20 protein-coding genes are annotated in these 21,476 nt (G+C 64.6%); 8 read left to right on the forward strand and 12 right to left on the reverse strand.

Translation table 11 applies throughout. The annotated features are described in order from the left end of the window. Window positions 1-29: 29 nt before the first annotated feature. Window positions 30-1,832, forward strand: a complete 1,803-nt coding sequence (locus K0F85_RS10265) for a DUF1800 family protein (RefSeq protein ID WP_219115932.1) — start codon at window positions 30-32, stop codon at window positions 1,830-1,832. A gap of 10 nt (window positions 1,833-1,842) precedes the next feature. After that, entirely contained in the window at window positions 1,843-3,282 is a 1,440-nt protein-coding gene (locus tag K0F85_RS10270) for a DUF1501 domain-containing protein (RefSeq protein ID WP_219115933.1), read from the forward strand. Here the strand turns inward: K0F85_RS10270 and K0F85_RS29105 are convergent. From K0F85_RS29105 to K0F85_RS10285, 4 genes are all read right to left on the reverse strand, one after another. After that, entirely contained in the window at window positions 3,279-3,461 is a 183-nt protein-coding gene (locus tag K0F85_RS29105) for a hypothetical protein (RefSeq protein WP_306984071.1), read from the reverse strand. The two genes, K0F85_RS10270 and K0F85_RS29105, sit on opposite strands and share 4 nt — an antisense overlap. Further along, entirely contained in the window at window positions 3,449-4,138 is a 690-nt protein-coding gene (locus K0F85_RS10275) for an intradiol ring-cleavage dioxygenase (RefSeq protein WP_306984076.1), read from the reverse strand. The genes K0F85_RS29105 and K0F85_RS10275 overlap by 13 nt, the downstream gene beginning before the upstream one ends. A gap of 125 nt (window positions 4,139-4,263) precedes the next feature. Next, the gene (locus K0F85_RS10280) at window positions 4,264-4,914 is read right to left on the reverse strand and encodes a hypothetical protein (protein ID WP_219115934.1); all 651 of its coding nucleotides are present in this window, start codon (window positions 4,912-4,914) and stop codon (window positions 4,264-4,266) included. Between the two features lie 2 nt (window positions 4,915-4,916). Continuing rightward, complete coding sequence (locus tag K0F85_RS10285) at window positions 4,917-5,405, reverse strand: periplasmic heavy metal sensor (RefSeq protein ID WP_219115935.1); 489 nt, start codon at window positions 5,403-5,405, stop codon at window positions 4,917-4,919. Between the two features lie 193 nt (window positions 5,406-5,598). Here K0F85_RS10285 and K0F85_RS10290 point away from each other — a divergent pair, with 193 nt between their 5' ends. Together K0F85_RS10290 and K0F85_RS10295 are read left to right on the forward strand one after the other, a co-directional pair. Further along, window positions 5,599-6,288 (forward strand): response regulator transcription factor, encoded by a 690-nt coding sequence (locus tag K0F85_RS10290; protein WP_219115936.1) that lies wholly within the window; start codon window positions 5,599-5,601, stop codon window positions 6,286-6,288. A 2-nt stretch (window positions 6,289-6,290) separates the two neighbouring features. Next, on the forward strand, window positions 6,291-7,784 hold the full coding sequence (locus tag K0F85_RS10295) for a cell wall metabolism sensor histidine kinase WalK (RefSeq protein ID WP_219115937.1): 1,494 nt from the start codon (window positions 6,291-6,293) through the stop codon (window positions 7,782-7,784). 41 nt (window positions 7,785-7,825) lie between these two features. On the opposite strand, the gene K0F85_RS10300 is transcribed toward K0F85_RS10295, so the two are convergent. After that, window positions 7,826-8,167, reverse strand: coding sequence for a FlxA-like family protein (locus K0F85_RS10300; RefSeq protein ID WP_219115938.1), 342 nt, complete (start codon window positions 8,165-8,167; stop codon window positions 7,826-7,828). 167 nt (window positions 8,168-8,334) lie between these two features. Here K0F85_RS10300 and K0F85_RS10305 point away from each other — a divergent pair, with 167 nt between their 5' ends. After that, window positions 8,335-9,564, forward strand: a complete 1,230-nt coding sequence (locus tag K0F85_RS10305) for a PrpF domain-containing protein (protein WP_219115939.1) — start codon at window positions 8,335-8,337, stop codon at window positions 9,562-9,564. Between the two features lie 41 nt (window positions 9,565-9,605). On the opposite strand, the gene dcd is transcribed toward K0F85_RS10305, so the two are convergent. From dcd to K0F85_RS10325, 4 genes are all read right to left on the reverse strand, one after another. Continuing rightward, window positions 9,606-10,175, reverse strand: a complete 570-nt coding sequence (gene dcd, locus K0F85_RS10310) for a dCTP deaminase (protein ID WP_035819543.1) — start codon at window positions 10,173-10,175, stop codon at window positions 9,606-9,608. A gap of 132 nt (window positions 10,176-10,307) precedes the next feature. After that, complete coding sequence (locus K0F85_RS10315; RefSeq protein ID WP_219115940.1) at window positions 10,308-11,108, reverse strand: alpha/beta fold hydrolase; 801 nt, start codon at window positions 11,106-11,108, stop codon at window positions 10,308-10,310. 58 nt (window positions 11,109-11,166) lie between these two features. Beyond that, complete coding sequence (locus K0F85_RS10320; RefSeq protein WP_219115941.1) at window positions 11,167-11,862, reverse strand: HAD family phosphatase; 696 nt, start codon at window positions 11,860-11,862, stop codon at window positions 11,167-11,169. Between the two features lie 21 nt (window positions 11,863-11,883). Next, the gene (locus K0F85_RS10325) at window positions 11,884-12,645 is read right to left on the reverse strand and encodes a TSUP family transporter (protein WP_219115942.1); all 762 of its coding nucleotides are present in this window, start codon (window positions 12,643-12,645) and stop codon (window positions 11,884-11,886) included. A 150-nt stretch (window positions 12,646-12,795) separates the two neighbouring features. Between K0F85_RS10325 and K0F85_RS10330 the strand changes: the two genes are divergently transcribed. Further along, window positions 12,796-13,725 (forward strand): LysR family transcriptional regulator, encoded by a 930-nt coding sequence (locus tag K0F85_RS10330; protein ID WP_219115943.1) that lies wholly within the window; start codon window positions 12,796-12,798, stop codon window positions 13,723-13,725. 67 nt (window positions 13,726-13,792) lie between these two features. Here the strand turns inward: K0F85_RS10330 and K0F85_RS10335 are convergent, their stop codons facing one another. Continuing rightward, on the reverse strand, window positions 13,793-16,216 hold the full coding sequence (locus K0F85_RS10335; RefSeq protein ID WP_219115944.1) for a DNA internalization-related competence protein ComEC/Rec2: 2,424 nt from the start codon (window positions 16,214-16,216) through the stop codon (window positions 13,793-13,795). A 207-nt stretch (window positions 16,217-16,423) separates the two neighbouring features. On the opposite strand from K0F85_RS10335, the gene K0F85_RS10340 reads away from it, so the two are divergent. Continuing rightward, on the forward strand, window positions 16,424-17,257 hold the full coding sequence (locus K0F85_RS10340) for a class I SAM-dependent methyltransferase (RefSeq protein ID WP_219115945.1): 834 nt from the start codon (window positions 16,424-16,426) through the stop codon (window positions 17,255-17,257). A gap of 85 nt (window positions 17,258-17,342) precedes the next feature. Next, window positions 17,343-19,331: a helicase-related protein gene (locus tag K0F85_RS10345; RefSeq protein WP_219115946.1), complete on the forward strand. Its 1,989-nt coding sequence runs from the start codon at window positions 17,343-17,345 to the stop codon at window positions 19,329-19,331. Between the two features lie 103 nt (window positions 19,332-19,434). Here K0F85_RS10345 and K0F85_RS10350 read toward each other — a convergent pair whose 3' ends face one another. Both K0F85_RS10350 and K0F85_RS10355 read right to left on the reverse strand, forming a co-directional pair. Beyond that, window positions 19,435-20,673, reverse strand: a complete 1,239-nt coding sequence (locus K0F85_RS10350) for a sorbosone dehydrogenase family protein (protein WP_219115947.1) — start codon at window positions 20,671-20,673, stop codon at window positions 19,435-19,437. 13 nt (window positions 20,674-20,686) lie between these two features. Next, window positions 20,687-21,475, reverse strand: coding sequence for a TatD family hydrolase (locus K0F85_RS10355; RefSeq protein WP_219115948.1), 789 nt, complete (start codon window positions 21,473-21,475; stop codon window positions 20,687-20,689). Between the last annotated feature and the right edge of the window lies 1 nt (window position 21,476).

Here is a 21,476-nt window from a genome sequence, read left to right on the forward strand (position 1 = left end):
CCAGAATTTAATTGCCCGGAAGAAACTAGATGATAGACCTTACTTTGCGCCGTTTGCTCGCCATCACATTGTTCAGCCTACTTGCCGCCTGCGGCGGTGGCGGCGACGGCAAGGCCGGCTCCGCCCAGAACCCGGAGGTCTCGGTCGTACCGCCTGCGACCACCGCCCCCGGCGATCCGCAAGTCCCTGGCTCGACGCCGGGCGATACCGTCGCGCCGCCACCCCTGACCACGCCGCCGGCCAAGCAAGCGACCAGCTTCACGCGCCAGGAAGCGTCGCGCTTCCTGGGCCGCGCCACGTTCGGAGCGAACATGGCGGCCATCGATGCCCTGGCTGCCAGCGACAGCGACGCGTGGTTCCGCGCCCAGTTTTCCAAGCCGCAAACCTTGCATCGCAAATATATCGACGCCATGCTGGCAGCGCAGACCGCCGGCGGGCAACAGGTGGGTTTTACGGGGGTGTATGAAACCTTCTGGCAACAGGGCATCCGTGGCGAGGACCAATTGCGCCAACGCATGGCCTTTGCCCTGTCCGAGATTTTCGTTATTTCCATGCAGAATGATGCCGTAAGGCCGCAGGTGCGTGGCGTGGCCAGCTATTACGACATGCTGGGCCAGCATGCTTTTGGCAACTTCCGCGACCTGCTGGAAGGCGTCGCCCTGCATCCGATGATGGGGCTGTACCTGTCCCACCTGCGCAACCAGAAGGAATCGGCCACGCGCACGCCCGATGAAAACTTCGCCCGCGAAGTGATGCAGCTATTCACAATCGGGCTGTACCAGCTGAATCCGGATGGCAGCCTGAAACTGTCCGGCGGCAAACCCGTCGAGACTTACACGCACGATGACGTGGCGGGCCTGGCGCGCGTATTTACCGGCTGGAGCTGGGCCGGACCGGACCAGAGCGCCACGCGTTTCTATGGCGGCACGGCCGATCCAGACCGTGACTGGAAGCCCATGCAGAATTATGCGGCTTATCATTCCAGCGGCGACAAGCGTTTCCTGGGCCAAAGCATCTCCGGCACCAGCAGCGGCCAGGCCGACCTCAAACTGGCGCTCGACACCCTGTTCAACCATCCCAATGCGGGACCGTTCTTTGCCCGCCAGTTGATCCAGCGCCTGGTCAGCAGCAATCCCAGCGCCGCCTATGTGGGACGCGTGGCCGCCGCCTTTGCCAACAATGGCAGCGGCGTGCGCGGCGACATGCAAGCCGTCATCCGCGCCGTGCTGCTCGACCCGGAGGCACTGGCCCCAAGCGGCACCACTTTGCGCACAGGCAAGTTGCGCGAGCCGCTGCTGCGCCTGGCTGGCTGGATGCGTGCCTTCGACGCCAAGCCAACTGGCGGCCGCTACAAACTCTATTACCTCGACGACCCTTTGAGCGGCCTGGGTCAGAATCCATTGAATCCGCCTTCCGTCTTCAGTTTTTTCCGCCCCGCCTATACGCCGCCCAATTCCGCCCTGGCCAGCGCGGGCCTGGTGGCGCCGGAGCTGCAAATCACGGCTGAACCGTCAGTGACGGGCTATCTGAACTTCATGCAGGATGCCGTCAATAGCGGCGTTGGCGACGGTCGCGACATCAAGCCCGACTACACGCGTGAACTGGCGCTGGCCAGCGACACCGGTGCCCTGCTCGACCGCATAAACCTGCTCCTGATGCATGGCAGCATGCCCGCGAGGCTGCGCGGACAAATCCTGACCGCCGTCAATGGCATCAGCATCCCAACGGCCACGTCCAGCAATGCCACGCAAGTTGCCGCGGCCCAGGCCAACCGCGTCAAACTGGCCATTTTCCTGACCATGGCCTCGCCGGCCTACCTGGTGCAAAAATAAAATCGATCCTATGCAAAATCTTCCATTTTCCCGCCGCCGCTTCCTCGGCTCCATGCTCAGCCTGGCCGGCACTACGGCCGCCCCCTTCGCCCTGAACCTGGCCGCCATGGGCAACGCCGCCGCGCAATCGGCCGGCGACTACAAGGCCATGGTGTGCCTGTTCATGGCAGGTGGCAACGATGCCTTCAACACGGTGCTGGCCACCGATCCCACATCATGGAATGAATATTCGCGCCTGCGCAACACGGGCGGCGCCGATTCCATCCACCTGCCCGGCGTCGGCGAGACGGGCGGCGTATTGCCGGTGGTGCCTGCTACCGCGCAAACGGGCCGCGCCTTCGCCCTGCATCCCCAACTGGCGCCCTTGAAAGAGCTGTTCGACAATGGACGCGCCGCCATCGTCGCCAATGTGGGCACCTTGATCCAGCCCGCCACCCTGGCGCAGTACAAGGCTGGCAGCGTGGCCTTGCCGCCCAAGCTGTTTTCGCACAACGACCAGCAATCGACGTGGCAATCGGGTTCGCCGGAAGGGGCCAGCGCGGGCTGGGGCGGCAGGGTGGCCGACGTGGCTGGCTCGCTCAATACGAATGCCATGTTCACGGCCATTTCCGCTGCGGGCAACTCCCTCTTCCTCAGCGGGCGCCAGGTGCGCCAGTTCCAGGTGGGCCAGGCAGGCGCCGTGCCCATCCGCGGCGTGAGCGGCAACCTGTATGGCAGCACGGGCGGCGCGGGTGCGCTGCAAGCCATCGTCAACGATGCGGGCAGCGACCTGATCGAACAGGAACACGTGGCCGTCGTGCAGCGCGCCATTTCCAGCCAGAATATCCTCAGCGGCGCCATGCTGGCGGCCGGTGCGGGCGGCGTGCCGAATCCACCGCCCTATGTCAACCCGAACACGGGCGTGTCCGGCGTCAACCAGCTGGCCGTGCAATTGCAGACGGTGGCGCGCATCATCGGCGGGCGCGGCCCCCTGGGAGCGAAACGGCAAGTGTTTTATGTGACCCTGGGCAGCTTCGACACGCATGACCGCCAGAAGGAGCTGCATGGCGACTTGATGGCCCGCCTGGCGCACGCACTGGCGTATTTCGACGCCACCCTGGCGGCCCTGCAGGGGGCCGACATGCGGCGCCAGGTGACGACGTTTACAGCCTCGGACTTCGGCCGCACCTTCAGCAGCAACGGCGACGGCACGGATCACGGCTGGGGCGCGCACCACTTTGTCGTGGGCGGCGCCGTGAAGGGCCGCGACATCTACGGCGCCTTCCCCGTCACGGGCCTGGGCCATGCGCTGGACGTGGGTTCCGGCTCCCTGCTGCCGACCACCTCCGTCGACCAGTACGGCGCCACCCTGGCCAAGTGGTTCGGCGTGGCCGACAGCCAGCTGGCCGAGGTGTTCCCGAATATCGGCAACTTCAGCCAGCGCGACCTCGGTTTCATGACGGCAACTTAACCGTTCACGGCGATCGTCAGGGTGACGACATAGCCCTGCGCGGCATTGCCCGTCACCGTAGCCATCTGCAAGCTGGTGCCGTCGCTGAAGACGTTGTCGGTGGCATAGCTGATCTGCGCCAGGTTGCGCACGCTGGCCGTGTAGCCGCTGGCCGTGTAGACCTCGTTCAACGTTGCCATCGGGAAGGTGAACTGCGACGTCTTGAGGCGGTTCCGGCGCTGGCCGCCTTGGCTAGGCTGGGGTAGACCTCGATATGCACATGCGGCATGCGTCCCGCGTAGCAGCCGGGAAAAATGGTCGTGAATGCAAGCTTACCGGCGCTGTCCGTTTCCTGCACGCCGCGCAAGTAATTCTGCGCCGTCACACCGCTCGAATATAAGGAATACAAGCCGTCGCGGTCGCAATGCCATAAATAGACGGCGTAACCAGCCAGGCTGGCGCAACTACCGCTGGCATTGAGCAACTGCAATTGGATGGTGAGCGGCACGCCCGCCGCCACGCCCGTGGCGCCGTTGAAACTGGCGCGGATATCGCTGCGCACGACGCCCGACTGATTCAGCACGTTGATGATGCTGCCGCCATTCGTGTTCGTGCCATCGGCCGGATACGGCCCGCCCGTTTCCTCGGGAATCACCGCGCAGGCGCCCGTGGTGGTGGGTGCTGCCGTGCCCGTACCGGAGCTGTCCGTGCCGACACCACTGCTCGCGGCGGCACTGCTGGCGTCCGACCCACCGCCGCAACTGATCAAAGGCAAGGTAGCGGCGCCGGCCAGCAGCCAGCGCAAGACTTGCCGCCGCTCAGCCGCTTGCCGCATCATTTCGAGGTCGGATGCCAGACCGTGATCATGTAATTCCATACCTACTCCATCAAGTGGGGCAAGCCCGCCAAGGCTGGGCTCAGGCTGGCGCACAGGAACAACGCCTGTGTCGCATGGCGCGAGAGCGCCTTCGTGGTGGCCCGGACGAGCTTGCGCTCCATGGTTCAGGCCGTTGTATTGACCAGGTTACCGCTGGCGGACAGGCTGCCGCCCGCGCTCGCCGTGCCCAGGCTGCCCGACAGCGCCTGCAAGAAACTGCTTAGTTTGCTACTGCCGCTGCCACTGCTGCCCTCGTCGCCACCGAGCGCGCTGAGCAGACTGGCAAAGCTGGATGGCAAGTCCGTCACGCTGCTATCCGTGCTGTCGCCAGCGTCGCTGCCGGTCGACGCGAGTTTTTGCAGCAGGCTTTGCAAATCCGCCTCGATATTGCCGGGACCACCAGCGCGGGCGCCACCGCCGGGCGGCGGCCCGGAAGGCGGCTCGCCGTCCGCCCCGTGCCCACCGGCACTGCCGCCTTGCGCATGCAAGCTGCCCATCAACTGGTGCAGGAAGGCGCCCAGCGCCTGGCCCACATCACTACTGGCGCCATTTTCAGACGTGGCCGTATCGCTGCCGCCTTCGCCGGCACCCACTGTCACGCCGATCGACGACAAGGCGCTGCTAATGGCATCGAGAAACGCGCCATCGTCGGACTTGGGCGGCCGTGCGCCGTCCACGCTGCCGCTGGTATTGCTGGTACTGCTGCTGCCGCCCAGGCGGCTAAACGCGCTCAGCTGACTGGCGGCATTGCTGGAACTCAAGGCACTGATGCTCATCGTCAATCTCCTGTGGATGATTGGGCGCGGCGCGGCTCAGGGCGGCTGTCGCGCTGCTGCTGCGCCTGCTGGCGCTGTTCCTGCGTCAGCACGGCCAGCAATTGCTGCTCCAGCCGCGCCTGCTGCAAGCTGATCTTCGCCATGGCTTGCGCCGCCGTGGTGGCCAGCGCGCTGGCCTTCGCGTCGTCGTAGGCGCCGGACACGGCCAGTTCGCGCAACTGCGCATGGGCTTTGAAAGCGATCTTTTCCTGTTCCCGCAGCAAGGGCGCCTGGGAGTAGGTGGCGGCGAAAACCTTGTCCTGCTGCGCTTCGCTCAAGTCGATGCCGTGCAGCAGAGGCGGCAGGCCCGGTCTGCCGGGGCCGTGGCCCGGCCCTGGCATGGCGTGCGGCGGCGGGCCGTCCGGTGCGCATTCTTGCTGGGCCAGCGCCAGCAGCGGCATGCTGCAGGCGGACAGCAGCAACAGGGATACGGCAATACTCAGGTATTTCATCGGGCTTTCCTTTCATGGCGATCAGCCCTGATTGTCGGCGTCTGGCGTGTAAAGCAACGTTAGGGCCGCGTAAAAGCGTGTAAAGGAAGCTGCGCAAATGTCAGCAGACGTATGTAAAAGCGGGTAAAACCGCCCCGTACGGTGTAATTTGACTGCTATCATCGGGCGATATTCACCCGAAAAAAGCACAGGCATGAGCAAGGTTTTGTTAATCGATGACGACGTGGAACTGGTCGGCATGTTCCAGGAATACCTGACGCAGGAAGGTTTCGACGCGCGTGCCGTGCATGACGGCGAAAGCGGTGCGGCCGAAGCGCTGACGGGTCTGTATGCCATCGCCGTCCTCGACGTCATGATGCCGCGCATGAATGGCCTGGAAACCCTGCGCCGCATCCGCGCCGGCAGCAACTTGCCCATCTTGATGCTGACGGCGCGCGGCGACGATACGGACCGCATCGTGGGTCTGGAACTGGGCGCCGATGATTACGTGACCAAGCCATGCACGCCGCGCGAACTGACGGCGCGCATCCGCGCCATCCTGCGCCGCGCGCAAGCGGCGCCGCACGATACGTCGGGCCTGGCGCCGCTGACCGTGGGCCAGTTGACGATGTGGCCGGAACAGCGCCGCGCCGCCTGGGCTGGCACGCACCTGGAGCTGACGAGTACGGAATTCAATCTGCTGGAAGTGCTGGTGCGCCATGCGGGCAAGCCCGTGAGCAAAAATCAATTGTCGGAACTGGGGCTAGGGCGCCCCATGGCCCGCTTCGACCGCAATATCGACGTGCACTTGAGCAGCCTGCGCCGCAAGCTCGGCAGCCTGGCCGACGGCCGCTCCTGCCTGCAGACTGTTTACCGTCTCGGCTATCAGCTGATCAAGGAGTAAGCGTGGGCCGTCTGTTCTGGAAGTTTTTTCTGTGCATCATGCTGGCCCAAGTGACGGCCACCATCGGCATCGGTGGCACCTTCTGGCTGAAAAACCGTGCCGCGCAGCAGGAGCGTGCCCTCGACATCGACACCAGTCCGCCCGCGCAAATGATCATCGAGGCCGCCAGCGCCACCCTTGAGGCGGGCGGCAGCCAGGCCTTGCAGCAATTCCTGGGCAAGCTCGAACGCATGCGCGTGTTTGCCGTCGATGCCAAAGGGCAAGAACTGATGGGCCGCACGGTGCACCCCACCATGCTGGCCAAGGCGCGCGCCATGCTGGAGCAAACCCAGCTCCATCCCGTCGTACGCACAGTCACCGGCAGCGACGGCAAGCGCTACCTGCTGTTCCTGCCCTCGTCCGAGCGCTTCCACAATGCCGAGGCAGGCGCCGCGCGCGACACGCTCATCGCCGTCGCCATGAGCGGTCCACGCACCATGGGACCGGCTCCACGCCCCAACGAAGCGGGCGCCCCGCCACCACGCGGCGAATTCGGCCGCAGCATGCCGCCCGGCCCGCGCATGGACAGTCCCTACCGCAGCTTCATTCCCCTGGCCGCCGCCATCGCCGCCAGCCTGCTGTTCGCCTTTTTGCTGGCCTGGTATTTTGCGCGTCCCATCCGCGACCTGCGGCAAGCGTTCGAGGCCGCCTCGCACGGCAACCTGGCGCCGCGCTTTCACGCCAGCGGCAAGCGCAGCGATGAATTGACAGACCTGGGACGCGATTTCGACCGCATGACGAGCCGTTTGCGCAGCCTCATGGATAGCCAGACGCGTTTGCTGCATGACGTCTCGCACGAGCTGCGCTCGCCGCTGGCGCGCTTGCAAGCGGCCATCGGCCTGGCGCACCAGCAGCCGGAAAAGATGGCCGCCTCGATGCAGCGCATCGAACGCGAAAGCGAACGCATGGACAAACTGATCGGTGAGCTGCTGACCTTGTCAAGACTGGAAGCGGGCGCCGGGCTAGCGGGCGCCGCCCATACGCACAGCGAAGACGTCAGCATCGCCGACCTCGTGCACGACATCGTGGATGACGCCCGCTACGAAGCCAGGGGGCGCCTGCTGGCTATCGACCTGGCGGGCGATGCGGCCACGGCCGACGCCAGCGTCAAGGGCCAGCCGGACTTGCTGGCGCGCGCCGTGGAAAACGTGGTGCGCAATGCCGTCAAGCACAGCCCCGATGGCGGCACGGTGGACGTGGAACTGTCGCGCGAGCATGACTGGCTGCGCATCGCCGTGCTGGATCGGGGCCCCGGCGTGGCCAGCGCCGACCTGGCCAGCATCTTCCAGCCGTTCTTCCGCGCCAGTCATACCCAGCACAGCACGGATGGCCATGGCCTGGGACTGGCCATTGCCCAGCACGTCATCAACGCCCATGGCGGCCGCATCGGGGCCAGCTTGCGCAGCGGTGGCGGGCTGTGCGTGGAAATGCTGCTACCCGTCAACACACCAGGCTGAGCTGTCGGCGCGCCTGGCGGCGGGGATTGCTGGAGAGCTCCTCAGGCCTGCGTATCGATGATGCTGCCCAGCATGGACGCGCCTGATTTGGCCGGACTCATCGCCGTATCGGCGCTGCTGGCCGCCTGAGCGTCTTGCTGGGCCGCCTTCTGCGCAGCAGCCGCCTGTAACTGGGCAATTTGTGCCTGCAAAGCCTGGATTTGCTGCGCCAGCTGCTGCTGCAGCTTTTGCGACGCTTCCGTCTGCTCGCCCTTCTGCGACTCCGTCAACTGCTTTTGCGCTGCCGTGATCTGCTTTTGCAGCGCCGCGATCTGCGAACTGCTGCCCGCACTGGCGCTCCCGGCCGCGCTGACCGCGCCGCCTGAACCGATTGCCGCTACCATGATGCCTCCCGAATGACTCGATACCAAGTTTAACGGCAGACAGAGGCGCGGATGTAGTGGCGCCCGTGTAAAGGCAGGTAAAGAGCGGCGCCGGTAAGCACGCTTGCTTCCCGGCACGAAAAGCTGGCACACTGGCGCATCCCCTGCCAGACCTCGATCGGATCACCATGCCACTGCTGCCCGCCCTGCCCGACCTCGTGCCCCGCCAGCGCTGCGGCGTGATCGAGTTTCCCGTCCACCACATGCGCGGCGGCACGTCGACAGGCCTGGTCCTGCATGCGGCCTCAGTGCCGGCCGACCCGGCGCTGCGCGACGAATTGCTGCGCCACCTGATGGGCGTGCCCCAGTCCGGCCAGTTGCCGGGTAACCGGCAAGTCACGGGCCTGGGGCGCGGCGCTCCCACCAGCAATAAAGTCTTCCTCGTCGAGGTGGAACAGCATGCGGGATCGCCGCGCCTGGTCAGCACCCTGGCGCAGCTGGCTGGCGAGCATGGGGATATCGACTGGAGCGTGAACTGCGGCAATATGTCGTCCGCCCTGCAATTGTGGGGACTCGACAGCGGCGTGATCGAGGCGCTGGCCATCGGCGCGCACGACATCGATATCCGCAACACCAACACCGGTGTCGTCACCACCTCGCGCATGGCGCGTGAACTCGATGGCAGCTTTACAGCGACCGGCATTCCCGGCGTACCCGGCAACTTCCCTCAGGTGTACCTGTTCCTGCAGCAACCGGCAGGCGCCAAGACGGGCAAGTTGTTGCCGACAGGCAAAGTGCAAGACCAGGTGCACGGCTATGGCGTCTCGTGCGTGGACGTGGCAGTGCCCATGGTCATCGCGCAAGCGAGCCAGTTCGGCAAGACGGCACAGGAAACGGTGCGGGCGCTGGAGGAAGACACGGCTTTCATGCACGCCATCCGCCGGGTGTGGAGCGCGGCGGGACTGCTGATGGGCTTGCGGCGGCGCGATGGCCAACTGATGACCTTGGAAGAACTGGAACGCAGTGAAACCATGCCCAAGTTCTGTATCGTGGGGCCAGCAACGGGCGAGGGAAATATTGCTGTGCGTTATTTTACGCCGCAAGCGGGCCACGCCTCGCTGGCCGTCTCGGGTGGCTGCTGCCTGGCGGCCGCTTGTTTGATACCGGGCACGGTGGCGCATGCGCTGGCGCGCGGCGTGCCGCCCGTGGGGCCGGAGGATGCGGAGATTGCACTGGGCGTGGCAAACCCGGCCGGCATCCTGGCCACCACCATCGTGGCGCGCCAGGACGCAGCGACGGGACACATCGCCATCCGCAGCGCGGCCTACCGGCGCAGCACGCAAATCTTGTTGCGCGGCCATGTTCCCCTGTACCAGCCGTCAGCGGCGCTGAAAGCCTGGCTGCTGAAACAGCTTTAAAGCAAGACCAGACAGGGCTGGCGCCCCGCCCTTCACGAAAATCAGGTTTTTGGCAAGGTCACGCCGACCTGGCCCTGGTATTTGCCGCCACGATCCTTGTACGACGTTTCGCACACTTCATCGGATTCGAAGAACAGCACTTGCGCCACGCCTTCATTGGCATAGATTTTCGCCGGCAACGGTGTCGTATTCGAAAATTCCAGGGTGACAAAGCCTTCCCATTCCGGTTCGAACGGGGTGACGTTGACGATGATGCCGCAGCGCGCATAGGTGCTCTTGCCCAGGCAGATCGTCAGCACATTGCGCGGAATGCGGAAATACTCGACCGTACGGGCCAGCGCAAACGAGTTCGGCGGAATGATGCAATAGCCCTTGCCCGACACATCGACGAAGTTGTTCGCGTCAAAATCCTTGGGGTCGACGATGGTGGTGTTGATGTTGGTGAACAACTTGAACTCGTCGGCGCAACGGATGTCATAGCCATAGCTGGAGGTACCGTAGGAGACGATGCGGTTGCCGTCGCGTTCCTTGACCTGGCCCGGTTCGAACGGCTCGATCATGCCCGTTGTTTCCGCCATGCGGCGTATCCATTTATCGCTTTTAATCGTCATCGCAGGGGGTTCTTTCTAGAATATCGGAATGCGGGGGCCGCACGCCTGGCGCAGGCGCGGCCCGAATGGCAGGATTTTACGCGAAAAACCGCCACTTTTGGCCCTTGCATAATGAAAATCGTTGGCGTCAGCCTACTGTTTCGCCAGCAGGGAAGAGATCATCTCGCGCACCACTTGCGCCGTCAGTTCCGGATTTTCCATGGGAAACAGATGCCCGCCCGGCACCTGGCGGAAAAATTTGCCGACCAGCTTGCGCGTGGCTTTCAAGCCCGCCTGGCGGCATTCCACCGATTCCGTGCCGCCGATAAAGCCGATGGGCACGGGAAAGCCATCCTTGACGAGGCTGCCGATATGGTGCGGCAAGCTGCGGTAGACCTGTGTTTCCACTTCGCGCGTAAAGCGCAGCTGCACCCCTTGCGGATGGGAGACCAAGCCGCTGTCGATGTAGTCGCGCAAGACCTGCGGCGCCCAGATGGCGAACATGTCCTTGGCGGCAAAGTGGTCATACGCAGCTTGCGCATCGGGCCACAGCTTGCGCCGCCGTGCGGAAAAACGCGACGGCGAAAACCGCTCGCCCAGCGCCGTGTTGCGCGCCAGGCGCACCAGCAAGGCCCGCCAGCCCGCCACCACGGGCGAATCGAGCAAGACCACGCAACGCACCAGGTCGGGCCGCTGCTTGGCCACCATCACGCTGAGCATGCCGCCCAGCGAATGGCCGACGAGGATCACAGGCGCGCTGTAGCGGCGCTCGAGGTCGTCGATATATTCGCGCACCAGCTCGGGCCAGCCCGTGCTGACGGGGTAAGCAGGATCGTGCGCGTGCATGTCGAGCGCCTGCACGGTGTAGTGCTGGCCCAGCAGGCCGAACAGCTTGCGGTAGGTACCGGCAGGATAACTGTTGGCGTGGGCAAAATGCAGTTGCGGGAGGGTCATCGTGGGGCCATGCCGGTGAATGCGATAAACAATTGTATAGGCATGCCGGCAAGACGTATCAGAGGAAGGCCTCTAATTGCCGACGCGTCGGCGCCATGCCGGGCACGAACGAGGCCAGTACTTCGCCCAGCTCGGCGTTTGACTCCACCACGCAAAAGGCATCGTCAAACGCGTGATCGCGATTCATGTGATTGCGCACGATGATGCATTCCAGCCCGGCAGCCCTGGCGGCGCGCAAGCCGCGCGGCGAGTCTTCCACAGCCACGCAGTCGGCAGCGGCCAGGCCCAGGCGCTGCAAGCCCAGCTGGTAGCCGTCAGGCGCCGGCTTGCTCTCGCCATACATTTCACGCGTCAGCACGAAGTCGAAGTGTTTCAGTAAATCCGTGGCCGCATGGCTGATCTGAAAATGCTGTTCATACGCGCTTGTCACCACGCCCATGGCCACATGCGGGCGCAGCGCCGCCAGCACTTGCCCGATGCCGGGTATGGCCAGCTGGCGCGCCCGGCGCAAGCGTTGCGCAAACAGCACGGTGCGTTCGGCCCGCAAACGTTCGACCAGTTCGATGGCGTGGCCCTGTCCCAACAGCACATGCCAGGCGCCATAGTTATTGTCCAGGAACCAGTCAAAGAATTGCTTCGGCGTCAAGTCTATGCCGTAGGGCAAGAGCAAGTCGCGGTTGCTTTCGTAAAACAGCTGCTCGGTGTTGACCAGCACGCCATCGTTATCCCACAGCACGCCCTGGATGGTTTTCATGACTAGGTTCGGCTCAGGAACTTACTTGAAGAAGATGTCGTAAGACAATTTCACGATCAGCAGCACCAGCAGCACGAGGAAGAGGAGGCGCACGAAGGCGGCGCCGCGCCGCACGGCGATCCAGGTGCCTGTCAGGGCGCCCAGGATGTTGCACACAGCCATCGGTGCGGCCACGGCGTACACCACATGGCCGGCGGGAATGAAGAAGGCCAGCGCGGCCACGTTGGTGGCGATATTCACCAGTTTCGAGCAAGCCGAGGCGAGGATGAAATCGAAACCGAAGACACGAATAAACAGGAAAATCAAAAAGCTGCCCGTGCCCGGCCCGAACAGGCCATCATAAAAGCCGATGGCGCCGCCGATGACGATGGCGAGGATGCGTTCGCGCGGGCCGATGGGGCGCGCTTCGCGCGTCGTGCCGAAATCCTTCTTGATGAAAGTGTAGATGGCCATGATGATGATCAACACCAGCACCATGGGGCGCACCACCTGTTGCGGCACATACGATACGGCGGCCGCGCCGATGAAGGACATGACGAAGGCGCTGGCCACGGCCGGCAGCACCAGCAGCCAGGGAATATGTACCTTGCCGACAAAGGAACGGGCGGCAAACGTGGTGCCGCAGGCGGACGCCAGTTTATTCGTGCCCAGCAAAGACGTCGAAGCCATGTTCGGCATCAGGTTGAACAGGGCCGGCAGTTGTATCAGCCCCCCCCCGCCCACGGCGGCATCGATGAGGCCGGCAAAGAAGGCAAATAAACACAGCAGCGAAATGGTCAGCATGATAGGCAGTGGAGAATGGGCGACAGCGGCAGTATAGGCGCCGTGGATTTTTCCGGATGCAACTTCAAATTGCGGAAAACGCAATCAGGCGTAACGCTTGACGGAATGCACGCCGTGCGGTCTACTGGCCTCTTTTGCCGGGAGCGCGCAATGTCGATGAAATTGATGTGGGAGATCCGCGCCTTTTGCACCGTGGTGGAAAAGCGCAGCTTCATCCACGCGGCGCGCATGCTGGGACGCTCGCCGTCGGCCGTCACGCGCGCCATCCAGTTCCTCGAAGAAGCTATCGGCGCCGAGCTGATCCTGCGCACGCAAAAGCAATTCACCCTGACGACGGCGGGCGAAACGTATTACGCGTCGGCCAAGCACTTGCTGGAAACGCAGGCCGAGGCGGAAGATCAATTGGCTGAGCTGAGCAACTCGCCGCAGGGCTGGGTACGCCTCTCGGCGCCGGAAATCCTCTCGCTGGGTTTCTTGCCGAAAGTAGTAGCGCAATTTTCGCGCGATTACCCGAATGTGTCCGTGGACATTCATTTCTCGGACAAATCGATCGACCCCATCCAGGAAAAGCTGGACTTTGCCATCCGCGGCGCCTTCCCCCAGTCGAGCGAGCTGATCGGCTATCCCCTGTGGAATTACCGCCGCTACATGTACGCCTCGCCCGACTATATAGAACGCATGGGCGCGCCGGACGAACCGGAAGAGCTGGCCGGCCACGACATCATCATGCACTCGGCCCCGCGCATCCTGCGCGACTGGCATTTCGTCTCTGCTACGCGCAACGTGCGCTACCAGGTGCAGCCGCGTTTCCGCTTCACTTCCGGCATCGCCACCTTCCAGGCGGCCCTGGAAGGCGCCGGCATCGTGCGCCTGGCCAGCTGGCTGGCGGAGCCAGCCGTGACTGCAGGAACGCTGCGCCGCGTCTGCACGGCGTACCGACTCACCTCATCGAAGGAACTCGACCCCAGCATTCATGCCGTGTATGGCACGTCGCGCATGGCCAAGGGGGCGCGGCTGTTTCTCGAATATGTACGGCAGCGGGGGCGGGAGATACCGGATGAACGGATAATTAGCATCTGATTGGGCGTGCTGGAAGAGTTCAAGCCCCCACTCCAGTGACGATGTTTTCCAGCCTAACTTGAATGCATTAGCGCCCATGCCAGTAACGCGGCCGGCTGGCCCGATACAGCGTCACGTCGATATCCTCGCCAAACGCCAGCACCACCGCCCCCGTCACATCCGTGCGCAGCCGCGTGATGCCCATGTCGCCATAGCGCGCATACACCTGCGGTTTCGGATGTTTATAACGGTTCCTGTGTCCCACCTGGAAAATCGCCAGTGTCGGATGGACGGCGATCAAAAACGCTGGCGTCGATGACGTGCCGCTGCCGTGATGGGGCGCCAGCAGCACGTCGGCGGCCAGTTCACCCTCCGCCGAGCGCGCCAGCAATTGCGCTTCCTGCGCCGCCTCAATGTCTCCGGCCAGCAAGATCGAGTGCTTGCCTGCCGTGATTTTCACGCTGCAGCTGCGGGCATTCGGTTTCAAAGAGATATCCGTATGGCTGCCGGCCAGCGGGTGCAGCATGGCGAAATGCACGCCGTCCCAGGTCCAGCTCTGGCCCGCCATGCAGTGCAGATAGGGCCCGTGCGACTCCCGCCGCGCCTCGATGGCCGGGTGGCCATCGAACAGGGACGAGGCCAGCCAGCCCACTTGCACGTTCTCCAGCAGCGACACGGCGCCGCCCGCATGGTCGAGGTCGCTATGGGAAATGATCACGCCGTCGAGCGTGGCGATGCCGCGTGCGCGCAGGTAAGGCACAATGACCCGGCTGGCAGCATCGGAATCGAGGCTGTAGGCCGGTCCCGTGTCGTACAGCAGGCGGTGGCTTGGCGTTTCCACCAGCACGGCCATGCCCTGCCCCACGTCAAAGGCCGTGATCCACATCTGGCCAGGTGGCGGGCTGGACGGCAGGGCCGTCAGCAGGGGCAGCCAGCTCAGCATGCCAGCCCAGCGATGCGGCCATCCCCTTGGCGCCAGCAACCATGCCGTGCCAAACAATGCCCAGCTAAAACTCCACATTGGCGGCGCGGGCGCCGTCCACACGGCGAAGCGGCGCGCGCCCAGCCATTCCAGCACCTGCGCCAGCATTTGCACGATGGCGTGCGCCAGCAGCAGCAAACCATCGGACAACGGCGCGGGCAGCAGGCTGCCGGCCAGCGACAAGGGCGTGACGACCAGGCTGATGACGGGAATGGCCAGCGCATTGGCCACGGGGCTGACCAGCGACACTTGCGAGAACAGCAGCATCGTCAAGGGCACCAGCCCCACTGTCACCACATATTGCGTGTGGGCGCCCAGCGCCACGGTCGCGCGCAGGCGGCGCCAGCGGCTGGCGCTCTCCGGCAAGGGCGCCGTGGTGCGGCCCGCCGTCGCGTACAGGATGGTGGCGACGGCGCCGAACGACAGCCAGAAACCGGGCCACAGCACGGCCCAGGGGTCAAGCAGCAGCACCACGCCCAGCGCCAGGCACAGCACATGGCCCATGCTGGTGATGCGTCCCAGCCACAAGGCCAGCGCCACCACCAGCAGCATATACAAGGTGCGCTGCGCGGGCACGCCGAAGCCAGCCAGCAGTACATAGAAAAATGCCGCCAGCGCGCCGGCCAGCGCCGCCACCTTTTGCGCAGGTAGCAGCAAGGGCAGTTGCCGCTCCGTGAAAAACGAGCGCCGCCACAGCGCGCCCGCGCCCAGGGCGAACAGGCCCGCGATCATCGTAATGTGCAAGCCGGAAATCGAAATCAGATGACTCACGCCAGTGCGGTTGAATACTTGCCAGTCCGACTGGGGGATGGCGCGCTGGTCGCCCACCACCAGCGCCACGATCACACCCGCATACTGTTTTCCGTCCAGGCTGCGCAGGATGCGCGCGCGCAAGGCCGCGCGGCTGGCCTCCACCACATTGCCGAAGCCAGGCACGAAGGCGGCCAGGCGCACGTTGGGTAACTCGGCGCGCGGCTGCGGCCGTACATAGCCGGTGGCGCGCACGCCCTGCTCCAGCAGCCACACTTCATAATCAAAGCCCTGCGGGTTCGCGTTGCCGTGCGGACGCTGCAGCCGCACCGTCAAACGCCAGCGCTGGCCCGGCTGCACGTCGCCCACCTCATTCGTTACCTCATCGCGAAAACCCGCGTACCAGGACAGGGCGACCAAGGGAGGCACCCTCGCTCCAGCAGACTTTTCCACGGCAAAATTGAAGCGCACGCCCTGCTCGAAACGGTACGGCAGGCTGGCGATGGTGCCCGTGACGATGATGTCCTGTCCTTCATCAGCCAGCGCCAGTTGCGGCGCCATGGCGGCCTGGGCCAGCCAGGCGGCCCAGTAAAAGCCCAGCCCCAGGCCAGCGGCAAGCGCAATGGCAGAACACCAGCGCGCGTGGCGACGCAACGCCAGCGCAGCCAGCAGCGCTGCGCCAGCGATGACGAGCAGCGCCATGTCCGCATGCGGCGGCAGGCTGGCTTGCGTCTGCAAGCAGGCGGCGCCGGTGGCAAAGCCGAGTATCAGGGTGCGCATGGGAAGGCAGAATCAAAACAGGATCGTCGCTCGACGCGAAAGGGGCTCTCCTACTGTGATCGCGTTCGACGCGCTGCCGCCTGATCTGGCGCAATGGTGGGTAGATAAAGCCCATCGTGCAAGTTAGGCGCCTCGGCCGCTGGCGAAACTTTCCCCATGCTAAGATGACCATCCGGCGCCAAGGCGCCACGACTTTGCGGACCTTGCATGACCCTACTGACAGCGGCCGAAACGTATTTACAGGACTTTCATCAAAGGCAAGTCGGCGTGACCAGCGCCGCGTTTGCCCATCTGCCGGCCAGTTCCCCCGCAGAAACCTGGACCTCGTCCTACGACGTGCTGACCAGCCTGGTACCGGCCGTGGACACGCCATTGAGCGTGCTCGACCTGGCCTGCGGCGACGGCCATCTGCTGGGCTTGCTGGCAGCCAGGCGGCAGCCACAGCTGCAGCTGCTCGGCGTCGACATGAGCATGGCTGAACTGGCCGTCGCGCGCGCCGCCCTTCCCCCATCCGTACGCTTGCAACAGGGCCGCGCCCAGGCGCTCGACGTGCCGTCGGCCAGCGTGGATTATCTCGTCTCGCACATGGCGCTGATGCTGATGGACGACATCTTGCAAGTCGTCCAGGGAATACGCCGCGTGCTGCGACCCGGCGGCCAGTTCGCGGCCATCCTCGGCCGGACTTTCTTGCTGGGCGAAGTCAACGACGTTTTCATGCGCGTCTTCAAACCCATCGCCAGCGACGCGCTGCCGCCCATGCGCTTCGGCGACAGGCGCACCGGGTCGGAAGCCGGCTGGCGCGAGCTGCTCGATGGCGCGTTTGCGCAGCTCACCTTTGACGACATCGACGTGCCCTGGTCGCCCACACCAGGCCAATTGTGGGCCGCCCTGCTGGACACCTACGATATCGACCGCCTGGACGATGATGCCAGGCAGCGCCTGCGCAGCGCGTTCCTGGATGCCGTGGCGTATCTGAAAAACGCTGACGGAGTGATTGTCACCGGCTGGGGCCTGCGTCTGGTGCGCGCGCGTGCCGCCTGACTATGCGACCGCCAGGCCTGGCGACCACCGCCCGCCCCCATCGACGGTATAATCGGCCTCGCTTACTTCAACACCCAGGCACGACATGACTTCCTCCGCACTTCCTCCCGATACCTCCACCGACATTTCCGACAGCACCGAAGACAATAACGACGCCACCCTGGTTGCGGAACTGGGGGAACTGGCCGAGCATATCCGCCTGGTCAAGATGGAAGGCCGCGTCTTCGTGCGCTTTTCCGGCACGGTCAAGGCAGGGCATCTGGTGGTGCCCTATGCGCTGGTGCCAGCGCAGGGCGTGCTGGCGCGGCCGGCCAAGTGGCGCAAGATGGACCGCGAGACCAAGCTGGCCCTGATGCGCGAACGGGCCAGCGCGGCCGTCTTCGAGCAATTGCGCCAGCATGTGATCGATTTCGTCGCCGACATCGCCGGCCTGAGCGAAGACGTCGACACGGACCCCATGGTCTTCCTGCACACCTTGGCCGACATGCAGACGTCGGAGCCGGCCGGCATGGTCTTCGACCGCATCCGCCAGCGTTTTAATCACGCCATCGAGCGCCAGCAGGAGGAACAGCATGCTGCGCGCACGCGCCAGAGCATCAACCTGGCCGAGTATCCCGCCTCGTTCGAGATGGCGCGCCGCCTGCCGCGCCGCTTCATCGCCCTGCTGGGCCCGACGAATTCCGGCAAGACGCACCGCGCCATGGAAGCACTGGTGAAGGCGAAGAGCGGCATTTATCTGGCGCCATTGCGCCTGCTGGCCCTGGAAAACTATGAACGCCTGCAGGAAGCCGCGCCGCATGGCAAGCCGCTGGCCGTGAGCCTGATCACGGGCGAGGAACGCCGCGTGGTCGACGGCGCCACGCACGTGGCCAGCACGGTGGAAATGCTGGACACGAAAAGCGTCGTCGAGGTGGCCGTCATCGATGAAATCCAGATGCTGGCCGACCCGGACCGGGGCGCCGCGTGGACGGCCGCCGTCTGCGGCGCGCCGGCCCACACAGTCTATCTGGTAGGCGCGCCGGAAGCGCGGCGCGCCATCGAGGCGCTGGCCGAGCGCCTGGACTGCCCGCTAGAAGTGCATGTCTTGAAACGCATGGCGCCCCTGTCGATGGAGCCGACCGCCGTGCGCAAGGTGCGGAACCTGCGCCGCGGCGACGCCGTCATCGCCTTTTCGCGCCGCGAAGTGCTGATGTGGCGCGACATGATCACGGAAACAGGGCTGTCGGTGGCCACCGTCTACGGCAACCTGTCGCCCGAAGTGCGGCGCGCGCAGGCGCAGCGCTTCCGCGATGGCACGGCCGATATCGTCGTCGGCACGGATGCGCTGGCGATGGGCCTGAACATGCCGATCGCGCGCATCGTCATGACCACTTGCGTCAAATACAATGGCCGCGAAGAAGAAGAGATTTCGGCCGCGCTGGCGCGCCAGATCGCCGGGCGCGCGGGCCGCTACGGCGTGCATGAAGAGGGACTCGTGGCCGGCTATGACAACGAGACGCATGAAGTGATGCGCGCCCTGCTCAAGGAAAAGCTGCATCCGCTGAACACCAGCGGCTTCGCCGTGGCGCCGTCGCTCGAACATTTGCACCGCATTTCGTCGGTGACGGGCGAACTGTCGCTGTCAAAACTGCTGCGCCGCTTCATTCACAATATCGACGTGCCGGACGGCTTTTTCTTCCCCCGCATCACGGAAGACCAGAAGGAGCGCGCCGTCTGGCTAGACACCCTGCCCCTGTCCGTGGCCGACAAGTTCACGCTGTCGCTGGTGCCGATATCGAGCAAGGTGCCGTCCTTGCAAACGGCGTGGGAACACTGGGCCAAGAATCTGTCGCAAGGCAAGACCAGCACACTGCGCCAGCACGCGTATGGCGCAAGCACGCAGAATTTGCAGCAGGTGGAAGACACTTGCCGCTACTACTCGGCGTATGCGTGGCTCAGCTACCGCCTGCCCGAATTCTTCCCCGATATCGCCGTGGCGCAAAACCTGTCGCGCGATGCGTCGGAACGCGTCGATTCCATCCTGCGCGCGCACAATGCGGCGTCGCGCGGACGCTCCGGCAAAAAGTTCAAATAAAAGTCAACGGATTTGCAGAAGCCAGCCCTGCTCAGTGGCGAGATAGCTGGCCGCTTGCAGGGCAATGCGCCGCCCCCTCACTGGCCGAGGGCAAGCGGAGGCGTTACGGTTTCGGTGCCTCATAATGCAATTTGAGCACCAGTCCATTATGGTCATCGGCCATATAGATATCGCCATCCTGTCCCTGCTTGACGTCGACGGGCGCGCCCCTGCCCTGCTTGCCCTTGCGCTCCCAGTTGCCGATCAACTCGACGGACTTGCCCAGCGGCGCACCGGCCTTGTCTGGCAGCAGCGCCACCAGGCGATGGCCATTGCTGCGGTAGCCGTGGTAGCCGATGATCAGGCTGTTCCTGTACATCTCCGGGAAGCGGCTGGCCGTATAAAAGGTCATGCCCAGCGGCGCGGCATGGCCGGGTAGCAGGCGCTGCGGCGCCGCGTATTGGGCGGCGCAAGCCGTTTTCGGGTACTCTGGGCTGGCCACATTGTCGTCGTAGCAGTACGGCCAGCCATAATGCCGGTCTGCCTTGATCAAATTGAGTTCTTCATGCGGCAGGTTCTCGTCGCTTTTCAGTTGCGGCATGGCGGCCTGGATGGCGTCGCGCGCATTTTCCGCCTGCCACAGTTCTCCCGTCGCAGGGTGGAAGGCCAGCGCCATCGAATTGCGCAAGCCGCGCGCATGCGTGCGCCAGCTCGTCACCGTGCCGGCTGGCCAGGCCATCTTGTATTCGCGGATGGCGCCCAGCGCTTCCGGGCCTTCGGCCGAAGGGCAAGCCTTGGCCGGATCAGGCGCCTTGCCGTCGTTCTCGCAATGGTCGGTGCTCGATCCCACGTTCACGTACAGGTCGCCCTTGGGGCCAAAGCGCATGGTCGTCAGCAGGTGCAAGCCCAGGCCCGGCAGGCGCGGCGTCTTCGCCGTGCCGCCGATGATGTCGGTGAGGGCGCGCGATGGATCGCGCAAGTCGAAGCGGAAGATGCGTCCCACCTCGCCCACATACACCATGCCGTCCGGCCCCTGCACGATGCCGTTCGGGCGATCGAGTTTGTCGAGCAGCAGCTTACGCTCATAGCCAGGGCCGGCCGCCTTGCGCTGCAACAGCCACAGTTTCCCCAGCTTGGGCGCCCATCCCGCCATGTCCGTGACGAGGATGTCGCCATTCGTCAGCGGCAGCACGCCACGGGGAAATTTCAGGCCATCGGCCAGCACGGCCACGCAAAAGCCGGCCGGCGTCGTGACGTCGAGGCGCGGCATGCCGTCGCACTGGGCGCTGGCCGCCGCCAGGGCGGGCGCAAATACGCTGGACATGCAGGCTGCCAGGGCGCCCGCGAGCATTTTCTTGTTCATGGTCTCATTCCATCTAGGGTAATCGGGGCAGCACGGCGCGCGCATTGGCGCTGGTTTGCGCCGCAACGTCGGCCGGCTCCAGGGCGCGCAATTCGGCCAGCACGGCGCCGATGCGCGGCAGTTCTTCAGGGCTGTTGCGGCCCGGGTGGACCCAGCTGGGGGAAATGTCAGGCGCGTCCGTCTCCAGCACGATGGCGTGCAGTGGCAGATCCGTGGCCATGCGGCGTATCTGCAAGGCGCGCGTAAAGGTCATGGCGCCGCCGAAACCGAGCTTGAAACCGAGATCGATGTAGCCCTGCGCCTGCTGGAAGCTGCCATTGAACGCATGCGCGATGCCGCCGTTCGGGCGTATCTGGCGCACATGCTTGAGGACGATGTCCTGCGAGCGGCGCACGTGGGTCAGAACGGGCAGGTCGAAGTCGCGGGCGATCTTCAGCTGCTCGCGCAAAAAATGCTCTTGTTTGGCGCGCATGGCCGGTTCGCACAGCATGGGGAGGAAGAAATCGAGGCCGATTTCGCCGATGGCGACGAAACGCGGGTCGCTCATGGCCTGCGCTACGGCCTCGCGCAGGGCGATCAAATCGTCTTGCGTCGCGTGCGGCACGTAGATCGGGTGTATGCCAAGGGCAAAGCAGGCGTTGGGCGCCGCTGCCGCCAGGTCGCGCACGATGCTGAAATTGGCCCGTTCGACGGCCGGGATGACGATCATCGCCACGCCCTGCGCGCTGGCGCGCGCCGCTACCTGCAGCGATTCGCTGCCGAATTCATGCGCGTCGAGGTGGCAATGCGTGTCGATCCACATG

This window comes from Janthinobacterium sp. UMAB-56, from assembly GCF_900095265.1.
Classification (GTDB): Bacteria; Pseudomonadota; Gammaproteobacteria; order Burkholderiales; family Burkholderiaceae_D; genus Janthinobacterium.